Annotated in this window: 23 protein-coding genes and 1 tRNA gene; 11 read left to right on the forward strand and 13 right to left on the reverse strand. The window is 61.1% G+C overall.

The annotated features are described in order from the left end of the window. The first annotated feature begins 73 nt into the window (after window positions 1-73). Entirely contained in the window at window positions 74-1,213 is a 1,140-nt protein-coding gene (locus ACTIE1_RS01955) for an alkane 1-monooxygenase (RefSeq protein ID WP_439560058.1), read from the forward strand. A gap of 111 nt (window positions 1,214-1,324) precedes the next feature. Here ACTIE1_RS01955 and ACTIE1_RS01960 read toward each other — a convergent pair. The 7 genes from ACTIE1_RS01960 to ACTIE1_RS01990 form a co-directional block, all read right to left on the reverse strand. Continuing rightward, window positions 1,325-1,399, reverse strand: a tRNA-Gln gene (locus ACTIE1_RS01960). A gap of 113 nt (window positions 1,400-1,512) precedes the next feature. Then, window positions 1,513-1,716: a YgaP family membrane protein gene (locus ACTIE1_RS01965; protein ID WP_439560057.1), complete on the reverse strand. Its 204-nt coding sequence runs from the start codon at window positions 1,714-1,716 to the stop codon at window positions 1,513-1,515. An 87-nt stretch (window positions 1,717-1,803) separates the two neighbouring features. Further along, entirely contained in the window at window positions 1,804-2,445 is a 642-nt protein-coding gene (locus ACTIE1_RS01970) for a Crp/Fnr family transcriptional regulator (RefSeq protein WP_439560056.1), read from the reverse strand. Then, a complete protein-coding gene (gene mmsB / locus ACTIE1_RS01975; protein WP_439560055.1) occupies window positions 2,442-3,314 on the reverse strand; it encodes a 3-hydroxyisobutyrate dehydrogenase in 873 nt (290 codons plus the stop codon). The genes ACTIE1_RS01970 and mmsB overlap by 4 nt, the downstream gene beginning before the upstream one ends. A gap of 2 nt (window positions 3,315-3,316) precedes the next feature. Further along, window positions 3,317-4,363 (reverse strand): enoyl-CoA hydratase/isomerase family protein, encoded by a 1,047-nt coding sequence (locus ACTIE1_RS01980; protein ID WP_439560054.1) that lies wholly within the window; start codon window positions 4,361-4,363, stop codon window positions 3,317-3,319. Next, window positions 4,363-5,505 carry an acyl-CoA dehydrogenase family protein gene (locus ACTIE1_RS01985; protein WP_439560053.1) on the reverse strand — a complete coding sequence of 381 codons (1,143 nt, stop codon included), beginning with the start codon at window positions 5,503-5,505 and terminating at the stop codon, window positions 4,363-4,365. Before ACTIE1_RS01985 ends, ACTIE1_RS01980 begins: the two co-directional genes overlap by 1 nt. Before the next feature lie 138 nt (window positions 5,506-5,643). Further along, window positions 5,644-7,143: a CoA-acylating methylmalonate-semialdehyde dehydrogenase gene (locus tag ACTIE1_RS01990; RefSeq protein ID WP_439563236.1), complete on the reverse strand. Its 1,500-nt coding sequence runs from the start codon at window positions 7,141-7,143 to the stop codon at window positions 5,644-5,646. A 127-nt stretch (window positions 7,144-7,270) separates the two neighbouring features. Between ACTIE1_RS01990 and ACTIE1_RS01995 the strand changes: the two genes are divergently transcribed. Then, window positions 7,271-8,182: a LysR family transcriptional regulator gene (locus ACTIE1_RS01995; RefSeq protein WP_439560556.1), complete on the forward strand. Its 912-nt coding sequence runs from the start codon at window positions 7,271-7,273 to the stop codon at window positions 8,180-8,182. A gap of 212 nt (window positions 8,183-8,394) precedes the next feature. Here ACTIE1_RS01995 and ACTIE1_RS02000 read toward each other — a convergent pair whose 3' ends face one another. Both ACTIE1_RS02000 and ACTIE1_RS02005 read right to left on the reverse strand, forming a co-directional pair. Further along, complete coding sequence (locus ACTIE1_RS02000) at window positions 8,395-8,778, reverse strand: hypothetical protein (protein WP_439560051.1); 384 nt, start codon at window positions 8,776-8,778, stop codon at window positions 8,395-8,397. Between the two features lies 1 nt (window position 8,779). After that, the gene (locus ACTIE1_RS02005) at window positions 8,780-9,982 is read right to left on the reverse strand and encodes a pyridoxal phosphate-dependent aminotransferase (RefSeq protein WP_439560050.1); all 1,203 of its coding nucleotides are present in this window, start codon (window positions 9,980-9,982) and stop codon (window positions 8,780-8,782) included. 114 nt (window positions 9,983-10,096) lie between these two features. Here ACTIE1_RS02005 and ACTIE1_RS02010 point away from each other — a divergent pair, with 114 nt between their 5' ends. From ACTIE1_RS02010 to pgi, 6 genes are all read left to right on the forward strand, one after another. Continuing rightward, a complete protein-coding gene (locus ACTIE1_RS02010; RefSeq protein WP_439560049.1) occupies window positions 10,097-10,498 on the forward strand; it encodes a helix-turn-helix domain-containing protein in 402 nt (133 codons plus the stop codon). Continuing rightward, window positions 10,499-10,771 carry a succinate dehydrogenase assembly factor 2 gene (locus ACTIE1_RS02015; RefSeq protein ID WP_439560048.1) on the forward strand — a complete coding sequence of 91 codons (273 nt, stop codon included), beginning with the start codon at window positions 10,499-10,501 and terminating at the stop codon, window positions 10,769-10,771. Window positions 10,772-10,833: 62 nt separating this feature from the next. Beyond that, entirely contained in the window at window positions 10,834-11,343 is a 510-nt protein-coding gene (locus ACTIE1_RS02020) for a MarR family winged helix-turn-helix transcriptional regulator (RefSeq protein ID WP_439560555.1), read from the forward strand. Between the two features lie 587 nt (window positions 11,344-11,930). Next, window positions 11,931-13,376 (forward strand): glucose-6-phosphate dehydrogenase, encoded by a 1,446-nt coding sequence (gene zwf / locus ACTIE1_RS02025; RefSeq protein ID WP_439560047.1) that lies wholly within the window; start codon window positions 11,931-11,933, stop codon window positions 13,374-13,376. Next, a complete protein-coding gene (pgl, locus tag ACTIE1_RS02030; RefSeq protein ID WP_439560046.1) occupies window positions 13,377-14,048 on the forward strand; it encodes a 6-phosphogluconolactonase in 672 nt (223 codons plus the stop codon). 89 nt (window positions 14,049-14,137) lie between these two features. Next, complete coding sequence (gene pgi / locus ACTIE1_RS02035; protein WP_439560045.1) at window positions 14,138-15,757, forward strand: glucose-6-phosphate isomerase; 1,620 nt, start codon at window positions 14,138-14,140, stop codon at window positions 15,755-15,757. Window positions 15,758-15,921: 164 nt separating this feature from the next. Here pgi and ACTIE1_RS02040 read toward each other — a convergent pair whose 3' ends face one another. The 4 genes from ACTIE1_RS02040 to ACTIE1_RS02055 all read right to left on the reverse strand — a co-directional run bounded on the left by ACTIE1_RS02040 (window position 15,922) and on the right by ACTIE1_RS02055 (window position 18,944). Beyond that, window positions 15,922-16,500, reverse strand: a complete 579-nt coding sequence (locus ACTIE1_RS02040) for a hypothetical protein (RefSeq protein ID WP_439560044.1) — start codon at window positions 16,498-16,500, stop codon at window positions 15,922-15,924. A gap of 141 nt (window positions 16,501-16,641) precedes the next feature. Then, entirely contained in the window at window positions 16,642-16,821 is a 180-nt protein-coding gene (locus tag ACTIE1_RS02045; protein WP_439560043.1) for a hypothetical protein, read from the reverse strand. Next, entirely contained in the window at window positions 16,818-17,927 is a 1,110-nt protein-coding gene (locus ACTIE1_RS02050; RefSeq protein WP_439560554.1) for a YeeE/YedE thiosulfate transporter family protein, read from the reverse strand. The genes ACTIE1_RS02045 and ACTIE1_RS02050 overlap by 4 nt, the downstream gene beginning before the upstream one ends. Window positions 17,928-18,011: 84 nt before the next feature. Next, window positions 18,012-18,944 (reverse strand): sulfurtransferase, encoded by a 933-nt coding sequence (locus ACTIE1_RS02055; protein WP_439560042.1) that lies wholly within the window; start codon window positions 18,942-18,944, stop codon window positions 18,012-18,014. A 397-nt stretch (window positions 18,945-19,341) separates the two neighbouring features. Here ACTIE1_RS02055 and ACTIE1_RS02060 point away from each other — a divergent pair, with 397 nt between their 5' ends. The 3 genes from ACTIE1_RS02060 (at window position 19,342) to rpsI (ending at window position 21,240) form a co-directional block, all read left to right on the forward strand. Beyond that, on the forward strand, window positions 19,342-20,130 hold the full coding sequence (locus tag ACTIE1_RS02060) for an SseB family protein (protein ID WP_439560041.1): 789 nt from the start codon (window positions 19,342-19,344) through the stop codon (window positions 20,128-20,130). 166 nt (window positions 20,131-20,296) lie between these two features. Next, window positions 20,297-20,758 (forward strand): 50S ribosomal protein L13, encoded by a 462-nt coding sequence (gene rplM, locus ACTIE1_RS02065; protein ID WP_439560040.1) that lies wholly within the window; start codon window positions 20,297-20,299, stop codon window positions 20,756-20,758. Between the two features lie 2 nt (window positions 20,759-20,760). After that, entirely contained in the window at window positions 20,761-21,240 is a 480-nt protein-coding gene (rpsI, locus tag ACTIE1_RS02070; protein ID WP_439560039.1) for a 30S ribosomal protein S9, read from the forward strand. The last annotated feature ends 103 nt before the right edge of the window (window positions 21,241-21,343 follow it).

The following is a 21,343-nucleotide window of genomic DNA, read 5'->3' on the forward strand; positions in this document are numbered from 1 at the left end:
CGGTTTTTGGTATCATTCAGCACGAAGGGAATGTGCCTAAGTGAAAGGCCCATAGTCGTGAAAGGCCAGTGACGTGACACCACAGCAGTTCCGCCGCCTGTCCGCAGCGCTTCCTTTCTGGGCGTCACTGGGCTTTGTGCCCTTGGTGATCATGGCCGCGCTTTGGGGCGGGTGGTGGCTGGCGCTGATGCCGCTTTATGGCTGGGTGGCGTTTACGGTGATGGATTTCATCACCGGCCTGTATACCGACAACCCCGACACTGAAACCCCGCTGACGGACCTGTTCTGGTACCGGCTGATCACGCTGGTCTGGTGTCCGGTGCAATTCGTCGTCATCTTCGGTGCGCTGTGGTGGGTTGCCACAACCACGCATCTGCACTGGCTGGAAGAACTGGCGCTTATGTTCGGGGTGGGCGTCATGTCAGGCGTGATCGGCATTGTCTACAGCCATGAGTTGTTGCACCAGAAAACCGCGCTGGAACGGTGGTTGGGTGACTTACTGCTGGCATCAGTGCTTTACTCACATTTCCGGTCCGAGCATTTGCAGGTTCACCACCGCTATGTGGGAACCCCGCGCGACCCTGTGACCGCCCGCATGGGCGAGGGGTTTCAGGCATATTTCCTGCGTGTGCTGCGCGATTGCCCGCCATCGGCATGGCGTGCCGAGGCTGCGATGCTGGCGCGCAAGGGGCTGCCGGTATGGCACCGCAGCAACCCGTTCTGGCGCTACGCGGCGCTGCAAGGCGCAATGCTGGCGCTGGCCTTCGGCATCGGGGGCGCATGGGGGCTGGTGTTGTTCCTGTGGCAGGCATTGATTGCCATCTGGCAGTTGGAACTGACAAATTACATCGAACATTACGGCCTGACACGGCGGTATCTGGGGGACGGGAAATATGAACCCGTGCGCCCGCATCACAGCTGGAACGCCTCGCATCGGGCGTCAAACTGGCTGATGATCAACCTGCAACGCCATTCCGACCATCATTACAAGCCCGACAGGCGCTTTCCGCTGTTGCAAACCTATGGCACCGATCAGGCCCCGCAACTGCCTTACGGCTATCCCGCGCTGACGACACTGGCCATGATCCCGCCGCTGTGGCGGCGCTTCATGAACCCGAAAGTGCGTGCATGGCGGCGGCAGTTCTATCCTGATATTGTGGATTGGTCAGATTATGACAACCACGCAACCCCCGCCCCGCGCGGGGCATCGTGACACTATAACGCTGGGCGCTCTCTCGGTCTTGTGTCGCAGTTGCCCCGAAAACAGGGGGGCACTGGGAATCAGGCCGCGTTCCACGTTGTATATCAATAACTTAGTAAATACTGGCTGGGGTGGTAGGATTCGAACCTACGATACACGGTACCAAAAACCGATGCCTTACCACTTGGCTACACCCCAACTGTGAAGCGCTGTTTAGCCAAGGCGGGGCTGGGCTGCAAGACCCTTCTGACGAAAAAAATGCAAGAAATGGTGGCACAGATGCGTACCACCGGATCGCGCCCGCCTGTGACTTATTTTTTCACCCGACAGGTGTTCACGCCGATCAGGGAATACAGGGGGCAGGTTTGCATCAGGCCCGTTGCCAACGGGATTATGCCGATCAGATACAACCACCGCATACTGGCTTCTGCATTCAGGAAAAAACCTGCAATCAGCGCCAGTCCGACCACAATTCGCAAAATACGGTCAATACCGCCAACATTCTGTGCCAACATCACACTACTCCTTCGCTGTGAATTGCCAGAATGCTGGATACTGCAATCCAGACCGTCTGTCTGTGACAAGGTCACACATGATGGCCGTCACGCCGATAATGCTTGCAGCCGCGCCTTGTCGCATATCCGGATATGGCCGCGTCCGGTTTGCAATACACCCGCTGCTGTCCATCGTTCCAACTGGCGCGATATGACTTCGCGCGCAGTGCCGATTCTTGCCGCAAGTTCAGCATGGGTGGTTGTGATTTCATTCCCGCGTTCCATGTCCAGCAACATGCGCGCAAGCCGTGATTCGATGCGGATGAAGGCAACCTGTTCCAGCAGGTGTGTCACCTCGTTCATGCGTGCTGCGAATGCGCGGAATACGAAATTGCGAAATACCGGCGCTGTGGCAATCAGGTCATGGAACACCGGCGCCGGAATCATCACCAGCCTGCATGCCGTGGCCGTGATTGCCGTGCCGCTATAGGGCGCGTCCCCCATCAGGCCCAGCGTTGTCTGGATACAGCTTTCCCCCGGCTCGATCGCATACAGCAATATCTCGCGCCCCGAGGCGCCGCTCAGGTACACGTCTATGCGGCCGTCCAGCACCATCGCGAACCCCGCGGCGCGATCACCTGCATGAAACAGCGGCATCTGCGCGGGTATGGTCTGGCAGGGCAGGGCGTCAAGCCGCGCAAGGGTGCGCGGCTTCAGCCCCGGCAGGGCTTGCGCGGCCCAGTCCGTCACGTCCGGCCAAGTGCCGCGAAATGCGGCAGCAACGCCGAGAAATCGCGCCCCTTGCCGTCACCGTCTTCTACGAAACTGGCATAGAGTTCCGTTGCGCGTGCCCCGATCGGGGTGGGGGCGTCCACGCTTTGCGCGGCCTGTTGGGACAGGCGCAGGTCCTTCAGCATCAGTTCCGCCGCAAATCCCGGTTTGTAGTCATTGTCCGCCGGGCTTTGGGGGCCAATACCGGGGGCAGGGCAATAGGCATTCATCGACCAGCTATAGCCTGATGATGTGGACACAACATCGAACATGCGCGCGCGGTCCAGTCCCAGCTTGTCAGCCAGGGCGAAGGCCTCGCAGGTGACGGCCATTGTGGCACCAAGGATCATGTTGTTGCAGATTTTTGCCGCCTGACCTGCGCCGGAGGCCCCGCAATGCACGGCCTTCTGGCCCATAATGTCAAAGAGCGGCAGGACAGTCGCAAAGGCGTCGTCAGACCCGCCCGCCATGAAGGTCAGCGTGCCCGCGCTGGCCCCGCCAACCCCGCCCGATACCGGCGCATCCAGCGCGCCAAGCCCCGCGTCAACGGCCTGCTGGGCGACCGCGCGCGCGCTGTCCACGTCCACGGTTGAACAGTCGCATAACACCGCGCCCTTGCGCATTGCGGGAATGACCGATGCCGCGACATCGCGCAGGATCGCGCCATTGGGCAGCATGGTGATGACCACATCCGCGTCTGTTGCGGCATCCGTTGCGCTGGCTGCGCGTGCCACCCCTTGCGGGCAAGGGGCCACAAGGTCGAACCCCGTGACATCATGCCCCGCAGCGGCCAGATTGGCGGCCATTGGCCCGCCCATATTGCCCAATCCGATAAAACCTATTTTCATGCTCAATCCTTTCCGCTTGTGGAAAATGTCAGCTCATCCCGTCCCAGTGGCGCCAGCATGGCCGCGATATCGGCATCTGCCACATCCTCAATGCGCGCATGGCGCCAGCGCGGGCTGCGGTCCTTGTCGATGATGGCCGCGCGAATGCCTTCCAGAAAATCCGACTGCTCCATTGACCGCCATGTGAAGCGGAATTCCTGCATCAATGCGTCGCGTATGGTGGCGTCAGGCCCAAGGGCGCGCAACATTGCCAAAGTGCAGCCCATTGCCAAGGGCGAATTGCGCGCCAATGTGCTGGCGGTGCGTTTCGCGAAATCCGACCCCGATTGTTCAAGCGATTCCATGATGCCGGCAAGCGTAGGGCAGCCGAAGGCCGCATCGATTTCCGCGCGATGCTCCGCCAGCAATGCCTGCGCGGGCGGCGTGGCAGGGCGCAATGCACTTGTATCGCCGGTGGCGACCAGCGCGGCCTTCGCATCCTCCCAGTCAGCCTGCGGCAGGAACATATCCGCAAACCCCGCATGAATTGCGTCTGCCGGTCCCATACGCGCGCCGGTCAGGCCCAGATATGTGCCCGACCGGCCGGGGGCATTGGCCAGCAAATATGTCCCGCCCACATCGGGGATCAGGCCGATGCCGCATTCGGGCATCGCCACTTGGGTGTTTTCGCACACCACACGGTGACTGACATGGCAACCCACGCCCACACCGCCGCCCATGACAAACCCCTGCAAGAAGCTGACAACGGGCTTTTCATACTCGGCCAGCCGCGCATTCATCCGGTATTCATCGGCCCAGAACCTCCGGCCATAGCTGAAATCGCCCGCGCGTCCGGTGTCATACATGTGCGCGATATCGCCACCGGCGCAAAATGCCTTCTCGCCCTCGGCATCAATGACAATCACTGCGACACTGTCGTCGTCGGCCCAGTCCAGCAAGGCTGCATCAATCGCCAGACACATGTCATGGCTCAGGGCATTCAGGGCTTTTGCACGGGTCAGGGAAATACGGCCTGCGTGCCCCTCGCGGCGGATATGAATATCCCCCATCAGCGCGCCGCCAGCATCTGGCGCGCAACAATCAGGCGCATGATTTCATTTGTCCCTTCAAGGATCTGGTGAACCCGCAGATCGCGCACCAGCTTCTCTATCCCGTAATCGCCCAAGTAGCCGTAGCCGCCATGCAATTGCAGGCATTGGTCGGCCACGCGGCTGCCGGCCTCGGTTACGAATTTCTTGGCCATCGCGCAGTATTTCGTGGCGTCCGGCGCGCCGTGGTCCAGTTTCCACGCGGCCTGACGCAGGAACACGCGCGCGGCCTGCAACTCGATCTCCATATCGGCCAGCCGGAACTGCAACGCCTGAAACTGGTCGATGCTTTGGCCAAAGGCGCGGCGCTCGCCCATATAGGCCAGCGTTGCATCCAGCGCGGCCTGCGCGCCGCCCAGCGAACAGGCCGCGATATTCAGCCGCCCCCCGTCCAGCCCCGCCATCGCATAGCGGAACCCGTGCCCTTCCTCGCCCAGCAGGGCGTCCGCCCCCACATGGCAATCATCGAACTGCACCTGACGGGTGGGCTGCGACCGCCAGCCCATCTTGTCCTCCAACCCGCCGAAACTTAACCCGCGCGTGCCGTCCATGACCACCAGCGCAGATATACCGCGCGGCCCGTCCGCGCCTGTGCGCGCCATCACAATATAGCCGTCAGAATAGCCCGCACCCGAAATGAACGCCTTGGTGCCGTTCAGAATATAACCCTCATTGTCGCGTTGCGCGCGCGTTTTCAGCGCCGCCGCGTCTGATCCCGACCCCGGTTCGGTCAGGCAGTAGGACATGAAACACTCCAGCCCGACCACACGCGGCAACAACTCGGTGCGCATCTGCTCGGACCCGAATTTGTCAATCATCGCCGCGCACATGTTGTGAATGGACAAAAATGCCGCTACCGATGGGCAGGACATGGACAGCGCTTCAAATATCAGCGTTGCATCCAGCCGCGACAATCCCGCCCCGCCACTCCCCTCGCGGACATACAGCCCCCCGAAACCCAGCTCCGACAGCTTGCCCCACAAGTCTTTCGGGATGGTGCCTTGCGCTTCCCAGTCGCGGGCAAAGGGCGCGATATGCTCCTGCCCGAACGCACGCGCCATATCAAAAATCGCGTCTGATTCCTCGGTCAAACTGAAATCCATGGCTTCCTCCCAATAGGTCCGGAACCCCGATACTTCGGGATTCTTTCAGCATTATTTCATCTTGCTGCAAAATACTCCGCAGGGGGTGAATTGGCGCGCCAGCGCCAAGAGGGGGGCGCGAAGCCCCCCTGATGGTCGTCAGTCCATCGCCTTGAAGTTGAACGCAGCGCCTTCCTTGATCCCGCTGGGCCAGCGCGAGGTCACGGTTTTGGTGCGGGTGTAGAATTTGAACGCATCCGGCCCGTGCTGGTTCAGGTCGCCGAAGCCCGACTTCTTCCAGCCCCCGAAGGTATGATAGGCCAGCGGCACGGGGATCGGCACATTGATACCCACCATCCCGATATTGATCCGGTGCGCAAAATCGCGCGCTGCATCGCCGTCGCGGGTGAAGATCGCGGTGCCGTTGCCATACTCATGGTCCATCGCCAGCCCGATGGCTTCTTCATAGCTGGCCGCACGCACCATCGACAGGACAGGGCCGAAAATTTCCTTGCGGTAGATGTCCATATCGGGGGTGACATGGTCAAACAGATGGGGGCCTACGAAGAAGCCGTTCTCATAGCCTTGCAGGCTGAAGCCGCGCCCATCGACCACCAGCTCGGCCCCTTGTTCAACGCCGGTTTCCACCAGCCGCAGGATATTTTCCTTGGCGGCAGCGGTGACAACAGGGCCATAATCCACATCATCGCCTGCCGTCCATGGGCCGACTTTCAGTGCTTCGATCTTGGGGATCAGGCGTTCGCGCAGGGCGTCTGCGGTGCCTTCGCCCACCGGCACGGCGACTGAAATTGCCATGCAGCGCTCGCCTGCCGCGCCATAGCCTGCACCCACCAGCGCATCGGCGGCCAGATCCATATCGGCATCGGGCATGATGATCATGTGGTTTTTCGCGCCGCCGAAACACTGCACGCGCTTGCCCGCTGCGCAGCCGCGCGAATAGATGTAATGCGCAATCGGTGTGGAGCCCACAAACCCCACGGCCTGAACAACCTCATTGTCCAGAATCGCATCGACCGATTCCTTGTCGCCATTGACGACTTGCAGCACCCCGTCCGGCAGGCCCGCTTCCTTGAAAATCTCGGCCAGCATCAGCGGCACGGACGGGTCACGTTCGGACGGTTTCAGGATCATCGCGTTGCCGCTGGCCAGGGCAGGCCCCATTTTCCACAGCGGGATCATCGCCGGAAAGTTGAACGGCGTGATACCTGCCACCACACCCAGCGGCTGGCGCATGGAATACATGTCAATGCCCGGGCCTGCGCTGTCGGTGAATTCGCCTTTCAGCAGTTGCGGCGCACCGATGCAGTATTCAATGACTTCCAGCCCGCGCTGGATATCGCCCTTGGCATCGGGGAATGTCTTGCCATGCTCGGACGACAGTTTTTCGGCCAGTTTGTCCATGTCGCGGTTGATCAGCTGGACCGCCGCCATCATGACGCGGGCGCGCCGTTGGGGGTTGGTCGCGCCCCATTTGACCTGTGCGGCAGCAGCGCGCGCGACCGCGTCATCCAGTTCTTCCTTGGACGCCAGCGGCACGCGGGCCTGCACCTCGCCGGTGGCGGGGTTGAACACATCGGCGAAACGCCCTGATGTGCCTGCAACATGCTGCCCGTCGATCCAATGTGAAAGCTCTCTCATGCGATCCTCCTGACCTGTGGTTTCCTGTGATTGGGGGCAGCATAGTCTTGCATTTTCGCGTTGGGAACAGGGAATAATCCAGAATGGCCTTGCATTATTGCAATGGCTGTCGTTGGGTGGCTGAATGATGGACTGGGATGACATGCGTGTGTTTCTGGCGCTTGCGCGCGGCGAAAGCCTTGGGCGGGCGGGCCAGTTGCTGCGTCTGGACCCCGCAACCGTGGGCCGTCGCATCACGCGGCTGGAAGACGGGCTGGGGCGGCGTTTGTTCACGCGCTCGCATCAGGGCTATGCGCTGACAGAGGACGGCGCGCGCCTGCTGCCCCACGCGATCGAGGCCGAGACAGCCTTGATTGCCGCCACCGATGCCGCGCAGGCCACAGGCGGCACCGGCCTGTCGGGCCAGATCCGTATCGGGGCACCTGACGGGTGCGCGAATTACCTGCTGCCGCAGGTGGTGGCGGCGATCTGCGCGGAAAACCCCGCGTTGGAGGTGCAGATCATCGCGCTGCCGCGTGTGTTCAATCTGTCGCGGCGCGAAGCTGATATGGCGATTGGCGTGTCGGCCCCCGAAGCGGGGCGCTTGTCGGTGCAGAAAATCACGGATTACGAATTGCACCTTGCGGCATCAAAGCGCTATCTGGCGGCCCATCCGCCGATCAGGGATTTGCAGGATTTGCGGGCGCATCGCGTCATCGGCTATATTCCGGACATGATTTTCGACCGCGAACTGGACTATCTGGCGCAGCTGGGGCTGGAACAGGTGGCGCTGACATCGAATTCGGTCGCAGTGCAATTCAATTGGGTGCGCAGCGGCGCAGGGGTGGCGGTTGTGCATGATTTCGCAATTCCTGCGGGGGCCGACATCCGGCGGGTTCTGCCCGATACGTTTCGCCTGTCGCGCAGCTTCTTTCTGATCCGGCATCTGGATGACCGGCGGGTTGCGCGGCTGAACCGGTTTGCCGATGCATTGGTGCGCGGGTTGCGGCAGGAAGTGGCCCGCCTGCAAGCGCAGGTGGAGCGCGCCGAGAAGGTTTGACGGGCGTTGGTGATCACGCGGGCAGTGCGTCCGGTCCGAAAGGGGGTGTTGGGAGAGAGGCCCCAGTGCGGAACAAGGCCGCAGGTGGCCCGCCGATGGCGCGGGCTTTATCCAGGTGCAAATGCCCTTTCAGGCCACACACAAACGGCCCGCAGCCGCATGTTCCCGCCCGCCAAGGCATGTCACAGTCGCTGGCATTCAAAAGGCACGCTCTAGTCGGTGCTGCGCTGCGCCAGTTTGCGCACCAGAACCTCGCGCAGGTCCTGCATGGCCAAAAGCAAGTCTTGCGTTGCTGCGTCCAGCTCTTCTGGGGTTGCGCGAAACTGTGCCCAATGGGCGATATGTCCAATCTCGGACACGGCGCGCGCGGCGCGCCCGTCCAGCCCGTTGCCGCGTTCCAGCCAGTCTGCGATCAGCGCGCGTTCCTCATCGGTCAGGCTGTGGTTTCGGGCCACGCGTATTTCGCCCGTCGCGGCCTCGATTCCGGCAATGCGGTGCATTTCCGTGCGCCGCAAGCGCGGATCATGGCGGATTTGCAGCAGCATCGCGCCATTGGGGCGCGGGCGAAAGTAATATCCGCGCGCGCCCTGTGTCATATCACTTCAACCCTGCGCAGAAGGTCTGGATGCGTGTGCAAGCCTCGCGCAGCGCGTCATCCGATGTCGCATAGCTGACGCGGAAGCAGGGCGATGTGCCAAAGGCCGCGCCGAACACCACGGCAACGCCGGTTTCTTCCAGCAGCGCGGTTGCAAACGCTTCATCATCGACAATAGACGCGCCACCCGCTGATGTCTTGCCAATGCACCCCGCAACGCTGGGATAGACATAAAACGCGCCTTCGGGCACGGGGCAGTCAATCCCTTCGGCGGCGTTCAGCATTTCAACCACCATGTCACGGCGGCGCTGGAACACCTTGTTGTTCTCGGCAATGTAATCCTGCGGGCCGGTAAGCGCCTCGACCGCGGCCCATTGGCTGACCGAACAGGGGTTCGATGTGGATTGCGACTGGATCTTGCCCATGGCCTTGATCAGGTCCATCGGTCCCGCCGCATAGCCAATGCGCCAGCCGGTCATGGCATAGGCCTTGGACACGCCGTTTACGGTCAGGGTGCGGTCATACAGCTTGGGTTCAACTTCGGCAGGTGTGCAGAAGGTGAAATCATCATAGACAAGGTGTTCATACATGTCATCGGACATGACCCACACATGGGGGTGGCGCAACAGCACGTCTGTCAGCGCCTTCAATTCATCCCAGGTGTACCCCGCGCCGGTGGGGTTGGACGGGGAATTGAAGATCAGCCATTTTGTTCTCGGCGTGATCGCCGCCTCCAGGGCTGCGGGCGTCAGCTTATAGGCGGTTTCTGCGGTGGCTTCGGCAATCACCGGCTCGCCGCCCGCCAGCAGCACCATATCGGGGTAGCTGACCCAATAGGGCGCGGGGATTACCACTTCGTCGCCTGCATTCAGCGTGGCCATCAGTGCATTATACAGCACTTGCTTGCCGCCCGTGCCAACGGTCACTTGCGCGGGCGTATAGTCCAGACCGTTATCGCGCTTGAATTTTTCGCAGATGGCCTTTTTCAATTCCGGAATGCCATCAACGGCAGTGTATTTCGTTTTTCCTGCATCAATGGCCGCTTTTGCCGCGTCCTTGATGTTGGCGGGCGTGTCAAAGTCAGGCTCACCTGCGCCCAGTCCGATGACGTCCTTGCCTGCGGCTTTCAACTCCGCCGCTTTGGTTGTCACCGCGATGGTCGGCGAGGGTTTCACGCGGGAGAGAGTGTCGGACAGGAAGGCCATGAGGCATACTCCGTTACAGGTCAGAAATTTGTATCTCGGGCGTGCATGTCATAAGTTGCCCGCGACACCCGTTCAAGCGCTAATCAAGACCATTCAGATCCGGAAGGAAAAGATATGACCGAACAGACGCAGGCAAATGACTGGTATGCACCGGATCAGGCCACTTTCGGGGACCGGCTGACCGCCGCCCGAGAGGCGCAGGGGTTGACGCAATCGCAACTGTCGGGCCGGTTGGGGATCAAGTTGCAGACGTTGCAGGGCTGGGAAAACGATCGCTCGGAACCGCGCGCGAACAAGTTGCAGATGGTTGCAGGGCTGCTGAACGTGTCCATGGGCTGGTTGCTGACCGGCGAAGGCGAAGGTCTGGCCGATCCTGTAAGCCCGGAAGACCTGGCGGAAGACGCACAGACGCTGCTGAAAGATCTGCGCGCCATGCGGGCTGAAACGATGCGCCTTGCAAACCGGATGGGAAAAGCGGAAAAACGGCTGCGCATGATCCTGAAAGAGACGATCTGAATGACCCTTACCCCTGAACAGGCCCGTCTGAAGATGCTGCGTATGCGGTCATGGCGGCGCGGAATGAAAGAAATGGACCTGATCCTTGGCCCGTTTGCCGATGCCAATCTGGACCGTCTGACCGCGCCCGAACTGGATGAGTATGACACGCTTCTGTCCGAAAATGATCAGGACCTGTATCTGTGGGTGACAGGGGCGCAAACGCCGCCCGCGGAATTGACGCCGATGCTGGAACGGATCGCGCAGGCGGCGGGCGTTGCAAAAAACGCATAGCGTGACGCCGGATTAACCTAATCTTTGTGTATTGCTGTCAATCTTGCCTTTGCCCCACGATGATGGAGAATACGGTGAGTGTGCAGCAAAATCTTGGAACCGCGGCGCGATCGGAATATATGCGCCGCTATCTGGAAAATCTGGCATTACTGGAACGCTTGCACAGGTTGATGCTTGACCTGATCAAGGATGAATTCGAACGCCTTGGTCTGGTGAATATCAACCCCGTGCAGGCATTGCTGCTGTTCAATATCGGCGAAAATGAAGTGACAGCAGGCGAATTGAAATCGCGCGGGTATTATCAAGGCTCGAACGTGTCCTATAACCTGAAGAAGCTGGTCGAACAGGGCTATATGCACCACCAGCGCTGCCCTGTTGACCGCCGTGCCGTGCGTGTGCGCCTGACAGCGAAGGGGGTTGCCGTGCGGGACCGTGTCGCCGCCTTGTTCGAACGTCACGCCCAGGAATTGCAGGCCGAAGGCATGGTCAATTTTGACGCGCTGGACGGTGTCGCCCGCAGTTTGCGGCGGGTGGAGCGGTTCTGGGGGGAACAAATCCGTTACATTTACTGAATGGGGCGTCCCGGCGATTTGCCGAAATGCGTCGAACCGACGAATACCTGTTTTCGCGCCGTCTCTGGCGGTACAGGCGCATCATGTGGTGTGGGCACGGCTTTCACGCCGCTGCCGGACGGCTGGCGCTGTTCTGCTGCGGGCTAGGGGCGTCGCGGTGCAGGCAGGCCACGGGGGCAGCCGCATCCTGACGGATTCGGGACTGCTTGCGCAACGCGCATATGCTCGATGCAGCGCCTATGTCATGGCAGATGGCATTGGCCTGCGCCTGTCCGGACGCATAACGGGCTGGCCAAGTCGGGCATTGTCATGCAAATTCTACAAAACGGGCATTAGAGTGCGTTGGGCAAGACCCTTTCGCGGGTGTGTGCAAAATACCGCGCGGACACAAAAGGTCAGAGTGGGGCACGCAACTATAAGTAAGCGTAACCTGCCTTGGTCTGGCAGCGCATGCACCACAGGCGCGCGGCTTCGCGCGTCACGATTTTGAACGCGTAACCTTCTCTGGACAGGGCGCGCCATGCAAGGTAAACAGCGCATGATAGCGCTAACGCGGCACAGTCTCGCCGCAGCATCAGGAGGGTATCATGGTCGCTCGGGTCATTCCGGTAGAGTGTTTTGATCTGGTCATTTTTGGCGCGACCGGTGATCTGGCACGGCGCAAGATCCTGCCGGGGTTGTTCCGCCGCTGGAAAGAAGGGCAAATTCCCGACGGTTCGTCAATTGTGGGCGCGGCCCGCAGCGAGTTGTCGCGCGATGAGTTTCGCACACTGGTGCAAGATGCCCTGACCGAATTTTTGCCCGCATCCGAGTTGCCGCCAGAGACGGTCCGCGGATTTCTGGATCTGCTGGACTATGTGGCCATCGATGCCCGCGGCACGGGGGGGTGGGACGATCTGGCAGGAAAAATGCGCACGGATGTCGTGCGCGCGTTCTATTTCTCGGTCGCGCCGGCGCTGTTCGGGGATCTGGCACAACGCCTGCATGCGCGCGGGATCGCGCACCGGCAGTCACGAATCGTGGTTGAAAAACCCTTTGGCAACGATCTGGCCAGTGCGCGCGCCCTGAACCAGATCCTGGCCGAGTATTTCAACGAGGACCAGATCTACCGGATTGACCATTATCTGGGCAAGGAAACTGTCCAGAACCTGATGGCGGTGCGTTTTGCCAATATCCTGTTTGAACCGCTTTGGAATGCGCAATTCATCGACCATGTCCAGATCACAGTCGCCGAGACGGTGGGCGTTGGCGGGCGCGGCGAATATTATGACAAATCCGGTGCCATGCGCGACATGGTGCAAAACCACCTGATGCAACTGCTGTGCCTGATCGCGATGGAGCCGCCGCATTATTTCGAACCCGACGCCATGCGCGACGAGAAGCTGAAAGTTATTCGCGCGCTTGACCCTGTGACCCCGGCCGAAATTGTGCGCGGCCAGTACAGGGGCAAGGGAAATGATGATTACCTGACCGAATGCGGTGATCCTGCATCACGGACAGAAAGTTTCATTGCATTGAAGCTGCATGTCTCCAACTGGCGCTGGAAGGGCACGCCGTTTTACCTGCGCACGGGCAAACGCCTGAAATCGCGCGCGTCGGAAATTGCCGTCAGCTTCAAGGAACCGCCGCATTCCATATTCGGGGAATCGAACCAGTGGCGCGAAAATGTTCTTGTCATCAGGTTGCAACCTGATGAAGGCATGGATTTGCGCGTGATGATCAAGGAACCGGGGCCGGGCGGGATGCGCCTGAAGGATGTGGCGCTGGATATGAGTTTTGCAGAAGCGCTGGGCAGTGATCTGGATATTCCCGATGCCTATGAGCGGTTGATCATGGATGTGATCCGCGGCAACCAGACCCTGTTCATGCGCGGGGACGAGGTGGAGGCCGCATGGGCATGGGTTGATCCGGTCATCGGCGCATGGGAAAAGCGTGGCGATCAGCCCGAACCCTATGACCCCGGATCGACCGGACCAGAAGGGGCATTGATGCTGATGCACAAGGATGGACGCCGCTGGCGGGAGATCAGATAAATGGAATTTCATACCTATCCCGACCGTGAGATGATGATGCTGCGCGTGGCGCAACGGATTGCGTCGGAACTGGGGGAAACGCTGCGTTCCAGCGGGCGTGCAAGCCTGTCGGTGCCCGGCGGTTCGACCCCCGCGCCGGTCTTCGACATCTTGTCTGGCGCGGAACTGGACTGGGCGAATGTGGCGGTCCTGCTGAATGATGAACGCTGGGTGAATGAGGACAGTCCCCGCTCGAACACGCGCCTGTTGCGGGAACGGTTGCTGACGGGGCGGGCGGCAGCGGCGACATTGGTGCCCCTGTATGCCGATGCCCCCGCGCCCGAAGATGCGCTGGCGGACCTGACGGACGCGGTGTCCGCACATTTGCCGATTTCAGTGTTGTTGCTGGGCATGGGCGAGGATATGCACACCGCAAGCCTGTTTCCCGGCGCGGATAATCTGGCGCCTGCATTGCGCAATGACGCGCCCCCCCTGATGGCCATGCGCGCGCCAGCGGCAGGAGAGCCGCGCATCACCCTGACCGCACCGGTGCTGAAAGCCGCCTTGCGGGTGCATGTCCTGATTACGGGCGACACCAAGCGCGCGGCACTGGAAAAAGCCGCAAAGCTGAGCCCGCAAGATGCCCCGATCGCCTGTATACTGGACCAGGCGCAGGTGCATTGGGCGCAATGACGTGCAACAGGGCCAGCGCCCCGTTTTTTTGAGTATTTTTGGCAAGATGAATGCCGGAATTTCCGGCGGTAGCATAAAAAGGGCAGGCGATGAGTATCTGGGGCGACTTGGCAAAGAACCAGCGATTTGCAGAAGGACGGCATATTCTGGATCTGTTTTCCGCCGATGATGCCCGCGCCAGTGATTTCAGTGTGCGTTCGGGCGACATGGTGCTGGATTATGCCAAAACCAATATCGACAGGGGCGCGTGTGATTTGCTGGTGCAACTTGCACAGGAGCGCGGGGTCGAGGAACGCCGTAGCGCGATGTTCGGCGGTGAGCGGATCAACGAGACCGAAGGGCGTGCCGTTTTGCATGTGGCCCAGCGCGCAGGGGATGATGCGGTAATATCCGTGGATGGCGCCGATGTCATGCCGCAGTTGCGCGAGATCCGCGCGCGCGCCTGCGCCTTCGCCGAGGATGTAAGGCAGGGCCGGTTTACGGGGCAGGGTGGCGCGATTACCGATGTGGTCAATATCGGCATTGGCGGGTCTGACCTTGGGCCGGCAATGGCCACATTGGCGCTGGCCCCATGGCATGACGGGCCGCGGGTGCATTATGTGTCCAATGTCGACGGGGCGCATATTGCCGACACATTGAAGGGGCTGAACCCTGAAACAACGCTTGTGATCGTTGCGTCCAAGACATTTACCACCATCGAGACCATGACCAATGCGCGCACGGCGCGGGACTGGATGGCCGCGCGCGTTGCCGACCCTGCGGCGCAATTTGCAGCCGTGTCCACCGCGCAGGACAAGACGGCGGCGTTCGGGATTGCGCCTGAACGTGTGTTCGGTTTTGAAGATTGGGTTGGCGGGCGCTATTCCATGTGGGGACCAATCGGGCTGGGGTTGATGCTGGCCATCGGGGCGCAGGAATTTGACGCCATGCTGGCCGGTGCGCGCGATATGGACCAGCATTTTTGTGATGCGCCGCTGGGTGCGAATATGCCGGTTTTGCTGGCGCTGGTCGGGCTGTGGCACAACCAGATCTGTGGCCATGCAACCCGCGCGGTGCTGCCCTATGACCAACGGCTGGCGCGGTTGCCGGCCTATTTGCAGCAGTTGGAAATGGAATCGAACGGCAAGCGTGTGGATATGGACGGCCGCGATCTGGACCGCCAGTCGGGACCGGTTGTCTGGGGCGAGCCGGGAACGAACGGCCAGCACGCGTTTTATCAGCTGATCCATCAGGGCACACGCATTGTCCCGTGCGAGTTTCTGGTGGCGGCGCGCGGGCATGAGCCGCATCTGGCCCATCAGCACAAACTGCTTGTGGCGAATTGTCTGGCCCAGTCCGAGGCGCTTTTGCGTGGCCGCACATTGAACGAGGCGCGCGCGGTCATGGCGGATAAGGGCCTTGAGGGCGCAGAGCTGGAGCGACAGGCCCGTCACCGTGTGTTCCCCGGAAACCGCCCGTCCACAACATTGGTGTATCCGCAATTGACCCCGTTCGTGCTGGGGCAGATCATCGCGCTTTATGAACACCGCGTCTTTGTCGAGGGGGTTGTTCTGGGGATCAATTCCTTCGATCAGTGGGGGGTCGAACTGGGCAAGGAACTGGCAGTGGCATTGGCGCCCCTGCTGGACGGGGACAGCGGGGCGGCCGCGTCAAAAGATCCGTCAACGCGGGGATTGCTGGACTATATGCGCGCCCGTCAGGCGGAATAGGCGGTTATTGCGCAAGGTGACGGACCCGCCTTGCGCAATAGAGCGTGCGTTGCGCAAAAGTGGGAACCGGTTTGGCGCATGAAAGCATGCGGAAACAATAAACTACAGCCTGTCGCGTGAATGCGAATGAACGCGACAGGCACTAGATGCGGCGCGCGCCGGTATCAGAACCCGACAATCGTGTCGAAATCATCCGGCGCTTCGGCTGCGGGTGCGAAATAGCTGTCGACATCCAGTGTGATGGTTGCGCGTGTGCCGTCATCGGAAATAACGCCGCTGGAACTCTCGATGCGCGCGCCGGTGACGGACAGGTTGATCGACATGCCTGCCAGCATCTGGCGCATCATGGCCATCATGGCGGGGTCTGCCTCTTCGCCTGCAAGATCCTGCGCAATGGTGCTTAGGGGCAGCAGTACCTGCGTGCGGTTATCGCCCAGATAGGTGATGGAACCTTGCATTTCATCAGCGGGCGCATCGACCCCGTCAGGGCGCATGATTTCGTCATATGTGCCGGTCTGGTCGAAATCGCAGCGCGCATGGGTGTCGGTCAGCGTCAATGTGCCGCCGTCTTCTTCCGAGCAGAAGGAATCGTCGCCACCACTCATGTCATAAAACTGACGCTGCATTTGCATGAACCCTGTCATGCGGGCCGTGTCCTCGTCCAGAATTTCAAGGGACAAATCCACCTCTATGCAGGCGGACAGGGCCAGGGCGGCGGGCAGGGTAAACAGAATTTTGCGCATGGCATGTCCTTGTTGATGTGGTGATCTGTGTGCGCAGCAAACCAGAAATTACCGCTTTGGGCCAGATCAAACTGCACCCTTGCGCAAAAACGGCACGGTGTGACCCGTGCCGTATAGGTGGTGCCCGAGTGGCGGCGTACCCTAGCCGCCTGTGCAATGCGCGCCTGTCGGCGCCTCGCCCGAGCCCAATGCGAAGGGCGCGGGGGCCGCAAACAGGTCGGGTGCGCCGCTGCGTGACAGGTCCAGCGCCAGAATGCCCAGCACAAGGCCAAGGGCCAGCCAGCCCACAGCAGGGCGCGACATCGTGCGAAACCCGTTCATGCCGCCACCCCGCTGCCCAATGCAGGGCGCAGAATGAAGGGGCGCATCCGGATACCCAGAAGCGACCCCGCGAAGGCCGCGACCATCCAGACCCAGCCATGCAGCGAGCCGGTGGAAATGCCGCTGAAAAACGCACCCACATTACACCCGAAGGCCAGCCGCGCCGAATACCCCAACACCACGCCCGCCAGCAGCACCCAGCCATAGGTGCCAAAGGTCAGCGCCTGCGCCGGTGCGCCGGGGTTGCTGCGCCAGCGCATCACGGCAAAAGCCCCGACCAGCAGCCCGATATTGGTCAGCGATGTCACATCGGTCAGGATCGAGGCATCCAGCCTTTCGGCGTTGCCACTGGCGGCCCAGAACGCAATGCCGCCCAGATCAGCGCCACCCGCCTGCGCCAGTTTCGCGCCCCACAAGCCCAGCCCGTAGACAATGCCCCAAGGCTGGCCTGCGACCACCAGATTGGCCAGCGCCAGCGCGGCAATCAGGGCGGCGGCCCACCACAGGCGGGCAGGTGGCAGGCGCTTGCCGGGGGCGGCGCGCAGGGCCGTAATAACGGCCAGCGCGGCCAGCCCCGCCAGGGTCACGACCAGCCCGCCCTGTGCGCCCAGCATTCCCTGAAGCGACAGGACCGGCAGCGTTGCAAGGCCGGTCCACCAGCCCAGATGCACCGTGCCCGCGAAACTGCCGATGATGAAACCCGCAAGTGCGATCAGGCCCACCAGATTGCCACTGCCCGCATTGATCAGGGTTCCCGACCCGCAGCCCATGACAAGTTGCATGGCCGCGCCAAACACGAACGCGCCCAGTATCATGGCCAGACCAACAGGGGCATGCGCCCCGTTCAGTTCCTGCGGGTTTGCGGCCATCAGCGGAAAGGCCACGGCGGCGACAAGGGCAATGGCAATGAATTGTGCGATCAATCCGCGCCCGTCGCGGTCGGTCACGATCATGCGCCACGGCCCTGCGAACCCGAAGCGCAACCCTTCCAGCACCAGCCCGAACCCCAGCCCGATCATGACCAGAAGCCCCGCGCGCGGCCCCGCCATGACAAAGGTGAACCCCGTCAGACCAAGCAACAGCAAGATCACGGAAAACCGGCGCATGAACATCTGGATGAACCTTTCTGAAAACGGCTGACGCGCGCAGGGTCCGCGCGCGTCGATATTGATCAGTCTCGCGGTAGCGCCTTAGAACAGCCCGTCTACCCACCGCTTGGTGGACATCCACAGATAGGCGATGCGGCTTGGCTCGTTATCCAGCGAATTCCCGCTTGCAGCATATTCGGCCATGCTTTCAGCGTAAAGGCGGGTATTTTCCACACCTGCCAACTCGCTCAGGGCGAACCAGTTCAGCGCAGCCCAGTGACCTGTGTTGCAAAAGGACACGGTGATCGGGGCGTCATCCAGACCTTGTTGCGCCGCGATTTCACGGGCGCGTCCGGCGTCAACCATCCGGTTCCCCTCAAAGAAATCCGAGAATTCAAGGTTCTCGGCGCCGCGCACTGTTCCGGGGCGTGCGATGGACCATGTCAGCCCCTGAAAGAACCCCTCGGGGCGGCTGTCGACCAGTCGCGCATCGCCGCTGTCGACCAGTTCGGCCACTTCGGCGGTGGAGATATACCAGGCATCCGACCATTCGCCGGTGAAGTCCGACACCGCCGGTTCAACCGCCTGCGTGGAGACCGGCAAACCCGCTTCCGCCCATGCGGCAAAACCGCCATTCAGCAGCGCCAGATCCTGCACGCCAAGGGATTTCAACGTCCAGTAAACGCGCGCCGCAGACCCCATATCGGACGGGTTTGTGCCTGCATGCACGATCACTGTGGGAATGTCGGCGGTGATGCCCACACGGGTCGCTTCCATTTCGTAGTCCAGTTCGGCACGCAACGCGCCGGGATTGTTCGGGCCGCCGCGCCATTCGGCATAGGGCGAAAACGCAGCGCCGGGGATGTGCCCCTGATCGAAATCGCCAGTGACATGGATCACGCGAATATCTTCGTTGCTGTCAAGATAGGCCGCAAGCTGGGCGGGTTCCAGCAATGGCGACCAGCCTTGCGGGGCGGCAAAAGCAAGCGTTGGCAGCGCGGCAAGGGTCAAAGTCAGTGCGGTTTGGCGCAGCATGTGCGGGCTCCTGTGAAGAATTGGGGATGGTTGTCCATCCTGCATGCGCCCCAGCTAGGGGCTGGCAGGGTGCTGGGCAAGGGGCAGGGGGCTGTATCGCGCGCAGCAGCGCTGGCGGATATTCGCCTATCTGGTGGAAAACCGGAACAAGGTCCGGATCTGTCGCGCCGGTCGGGAATTTTGTCCGATTGCGGGGCGTGCCAGCTACAGCTTTGTCCTAATTTTCAGCATCATGGGAACAGGGGCCGATTTTGCCGAAATCCGGCAGCGGGTGGCGGTTTGTTCGCTGTTGCGGCGACTCGGGGCTGAACAATTCCCCCACGGGGCCGCGCGGATGGGCTTGTCATCGCTTCTGGGGCGGTCTAGCTGGTTCGCGGTATAAGAAGGAGCACCCGCCATGGCACAGACATTGCTGGATCAGGCCTATGCCGCATCAGAGGCCGCGCCTGATGATGTCGCTGCAAGGCTGCGGTTCTATTCGCGACTGGTCGAGGGCGAATTATATCTGCTGCTGGAAAGCGACGCGGTGGCCGATGCGATCACCCCCAAAGTGTTCGAGTTGGAAGACGGGCCGATTGTCGTGGCGTTCGACCTTGAACAGCGCCTGTCCGAATTTACCGGCATGCCGGCCCCCTATGCCGCAGTTTCGGGACGTGCATTGGTGGAAATGCTGGCAGGCAGCACGCCACCATTGGGGTTGGGGTTGAATCTGGGTGTGGCCCCGTCCGCGCGCCTGCTGCCGCCCGAAATCATGGCTTGGCTGGCGCAGACCCTGTCCGAACGCCCCGAGGAGCTTGACGCCCGTGCGCAGGCATTGTTGCCGCCCAAGGGGTTGCCGGATGCCTTGTTGACGGCCCTTGACCAGCGCCTTGCGCGGATGGAGGGGCTGGCCCAGATGGCCTATCTGGTGGCCGCCGAATACGAGGGGGGCAGGCGCGGGCATATGCTGGCATTCGTGGACGCGCTGGAGGGGGCCGAAACAGCGCTTGCGCGCGCGGTGCATGGCGCGCTTAACTTTTCCGGGGTTGAGGCGGGCATGCTGGATGTGACCTTCATATCCGCATCTGACGGGCGTGCCGCCGAATTCGCCCGCGTCGGGCTGCGGTTTGATTTGCCCCGCCCGCAGCAGGCGGCAGCGCCCAAACCGCCCGGAATGGACCCCGACGCACCGCCGAAACTGCGATAACATTGCGAGTTTGTGGGGTATTATTATACCTAAATTATAAGGAATTGAAATATAATAATTTTCCTTGATGGATGGCCCTTGACCTGACTGTGGAAATCCCTAAAACGCAGCCATCCCGCGTGCATTCCGCATGCGGCAATGTTCAATCTCTCTGCAAGGTCTCATCATGAAAACCTACACAGCCAAACCGGCGGAGATCGAAAAGAAATGGATCCTGATTGATGCAGAAGGCATCGTTCTGGGCCGTCTTGCTTCGATCATCGCAATGCGCTTGCGCGGCAAGCACAAGGCAACATTCACCCCGCATATGGATATGGGTGACAATGTTATCGTCATCAACGCCGACAAGGTGCAGTTGACTGGCAACAAGCGCAACAAGCCCAACTACTGGCATACCGGCTATCCCGGCGGGATCAAGTCGCGCACCACCGGCCAGATTCTGGAAGGCCGCTTCCCCGAGCGTGTCGTGATGCAAGCTGTCAAGCGCATGCTGCCCGGCGGCCCGCTGTCGCGTCAGCAAATGACCAATCTGCGCGTTTATGCCGGTGCCGAGCATCCGCATGAAGCACAACAGCCCGAAGTGCTGGACGTGCGCGCGATGAACACCAAGAACACGCGGAGTGCATGATCATGTCTGAAGATCTGAAAACCCTGGACGATCTGAAATCCGCCATCACCCCCGAAGCCGAGGCGGCACCGGTGCGTGAACCCGTACGCGACGAGTTGGGCCGCGCCTATGCGACCGGCAAGCGCAAGGATGCGGTTGCCCGCGTCTGGATCAAACCCGGTTCGGGCAAGGTCGTGGTGAATGGCAAGGAAATGAATGTCTATTTCGCACGTCCCGTGCTGCAAATGATTCTGCGCCAGCCGTTTCAGGTTGCCGGTGTTGTTGACCAGTTCGACGTGATGGCAACAGTTGCCGGTGGCGGCCTGTCCGGTCAGGCCGGTGCGGTCAAGCACGGCATTTCCAAGGCATTGCAACTGTTCGACCCCAGCTTGCGCGCATCCTTGAAGGCAGCAGGCTTCCTGACCCGCGACAGCCGCGTGGTGGAACGCAAGAAATACGGCAAGCCGAAGGCCCGCCGCAGCTTCCAGTTCTCGAAGCGTTAATCTGTTTCATCTTGATGATTACGAACCGCCCGGCATTGCGTCCGGGCGGTTTGCTTTTGCCCTTTCCCTTTGCATTCAGGCTTGATTAACTGGGTGCGAACCA

The organism is Roseinatronobacter sp., from assembly GCF_051859525.1.
Classification (GTDB): domain Bacteria; phylum Pseudomonadota; class Alphaproteobacteria; order Rhodobacterales; family Rhodobacteraceae; genus Roseinatronobacter.

What these genes read in the sequence shown, in the direction of transcription:
- ACTIE1_RS02055 (WP_439560042.1), bottom strand. Translation starts at nt 18,944, where the DNA reads ATGCTGCGCCAAACCGCACTGACTTTGACCCTTGCCGCGCTGCCAACG.
- ACTIE1_RS01995 (WP_439560556.1), top strand. Translation starts at nt 7,271, where the DNA reads ATGGACTGGGATGACATGCGTGTGTTTCTGGCGCTTGCGCGCGGCGAA.
- pgl (WP_439560046.1), top strand. Translation starts at nt 13,377, where the DNA reads ATGGAATTTCATACCTATCCCGACCGTGAGATGATGATGCTGCGCGTG.
- ACTIE1_RS01965 (WP_439560057.1), bottom strand. Translation starts at nt 1,716, where the DNA reads ATGTTGGCACAGAATGTTGGCGGTATTGACCGTATTTTGCGAATTGTG.
- ACTIE1_RS02005 (WP_439560050.1), bottom strand. Translation starts at nt 9,982, where the DNA reads ATGGCCTTCCTGTCCGACACTCTCTCCCGCGTGAAACCCTCGCCGACC.
- zwf (WP_439560047.1), top strand. Translation starts at nt 11,931, where the DNA reads ATGGTCGCTCGGGTCATTCCGGTAGAGTGTTTTGATCTGGTCATTTTT.
- ACTIE1_RS02000 (WP_439560051.1), bottom strand. Translation starts at nt 8,778, where the DNA reads ATGACACAGGGCGCGCGCGGATATTACTTTCGCCCGCGCCCCAATGGC.
- mmsB (WP_439560055.1), bottom strand. Translation starts at nt 3,314, where the DNA reads ATGAAAATAGGTTTTATCGGATTGGGCAATATGGGCGGGCCAATGGCC.
- ACTIE1_RS02060 (WP_439560041.1), top strand. Translation starts at nt 19,342, where the DNA reads ATGGCACAGACATTGCTGGATCAGGCCTATGCCGCATCAGAGGCCGCG.
- ACTIE1_RS02015 (WP_439560048.1), top strand. Translation starts at nt 10,499, where the DNA reads ATGACCCTTACCCCTGAACAGGCCCGTCTGAAGATGCTGCGTATGCGG.
- ACTIE1_RS02010 (WP_439560049.1), top strand. Translation starts at nt 10,097, where the DNA reads ATGACCGAACAGACGCAGGCAAATGACTGGTATGCACCGGATCAGGCC.
- rpsI (WP_439560039.1), top strand. Translation starts at nt 20,761, where the DNA reads ATGTCTGAAGATCTGAAAACCCTGGACGATCTGAAATCCGCCATCACC.
- ACTIE1_RS01980 (WP_439560054.1), bottom strand. Translation starts at nt 4,363, where the DNA reads ATGGGGGATATTCATATCCGCCGCGAGGGGCACGCAGGCCGTATTTCC.
- ACTIE1_RS02050 (WP_439560554.1), bottom strand. Translation starts at nt 17,927, where the DNA reads ATGCGCCGGTTTTCCGTGATCTTGCTGTTGCTTGGTCTGACGGGGTTC.
- ACTIE1_RS02040 (WP_439560044.1), bottom strand. Translation starts at nt 16,500, where the DNA reads ATGCGCAAAATTCTGTTTACCCTGCCCGCCGCCCTGGCCCTGTCCGCC.
- ACTIE1_RS02020 (WP_439560555.1), top strand. Translation starts at nt 10,834, where the DNA reads ATGGAGAATACGGTGAGTGTGCAGCAAAATCTTGGAACCGCGGCGCGA.
- pgi (WP_439560045.1), top strand. Translation starts at nt 14,138, where the DNA reads ATGAGTATCTGGGGCGACTTGGCAAAGAACCAGCGATTTGCAGAAGGA.
- rplM (WP_439560040.1), top strand. Translation starts at nt 20,297, where the DNA reads ATGAAAACCTACACAGCCAAACCGGCGGAGATCGAAAAGAAATGGATC.
- ACTIE1_RS01985 (WP_439560053.1), bottom strand. Translation starts at nt 5,505, where the DNA reads ATGGATTTCAGTTTGACCGAGGAATCAGACGCGATTTTTGATATGGCG.
- ACTIE1_RS01990 (WP_439563236.1), bottom strand. Translation starts at nt 7,143, where the DNA reads ATGAGAGAGCTTTCACATTGGATCGACGGGCAGCATGTTGCAGGCACA.
- ACTIE1_RS02045 (WP_439560043.1), bottom strand. Translation starts at nt 16,821, where the DNA reads ATGAACGGGTTTCGCACGATGTCGCGCCCTGCTGTGGGCTGGCTGGCC.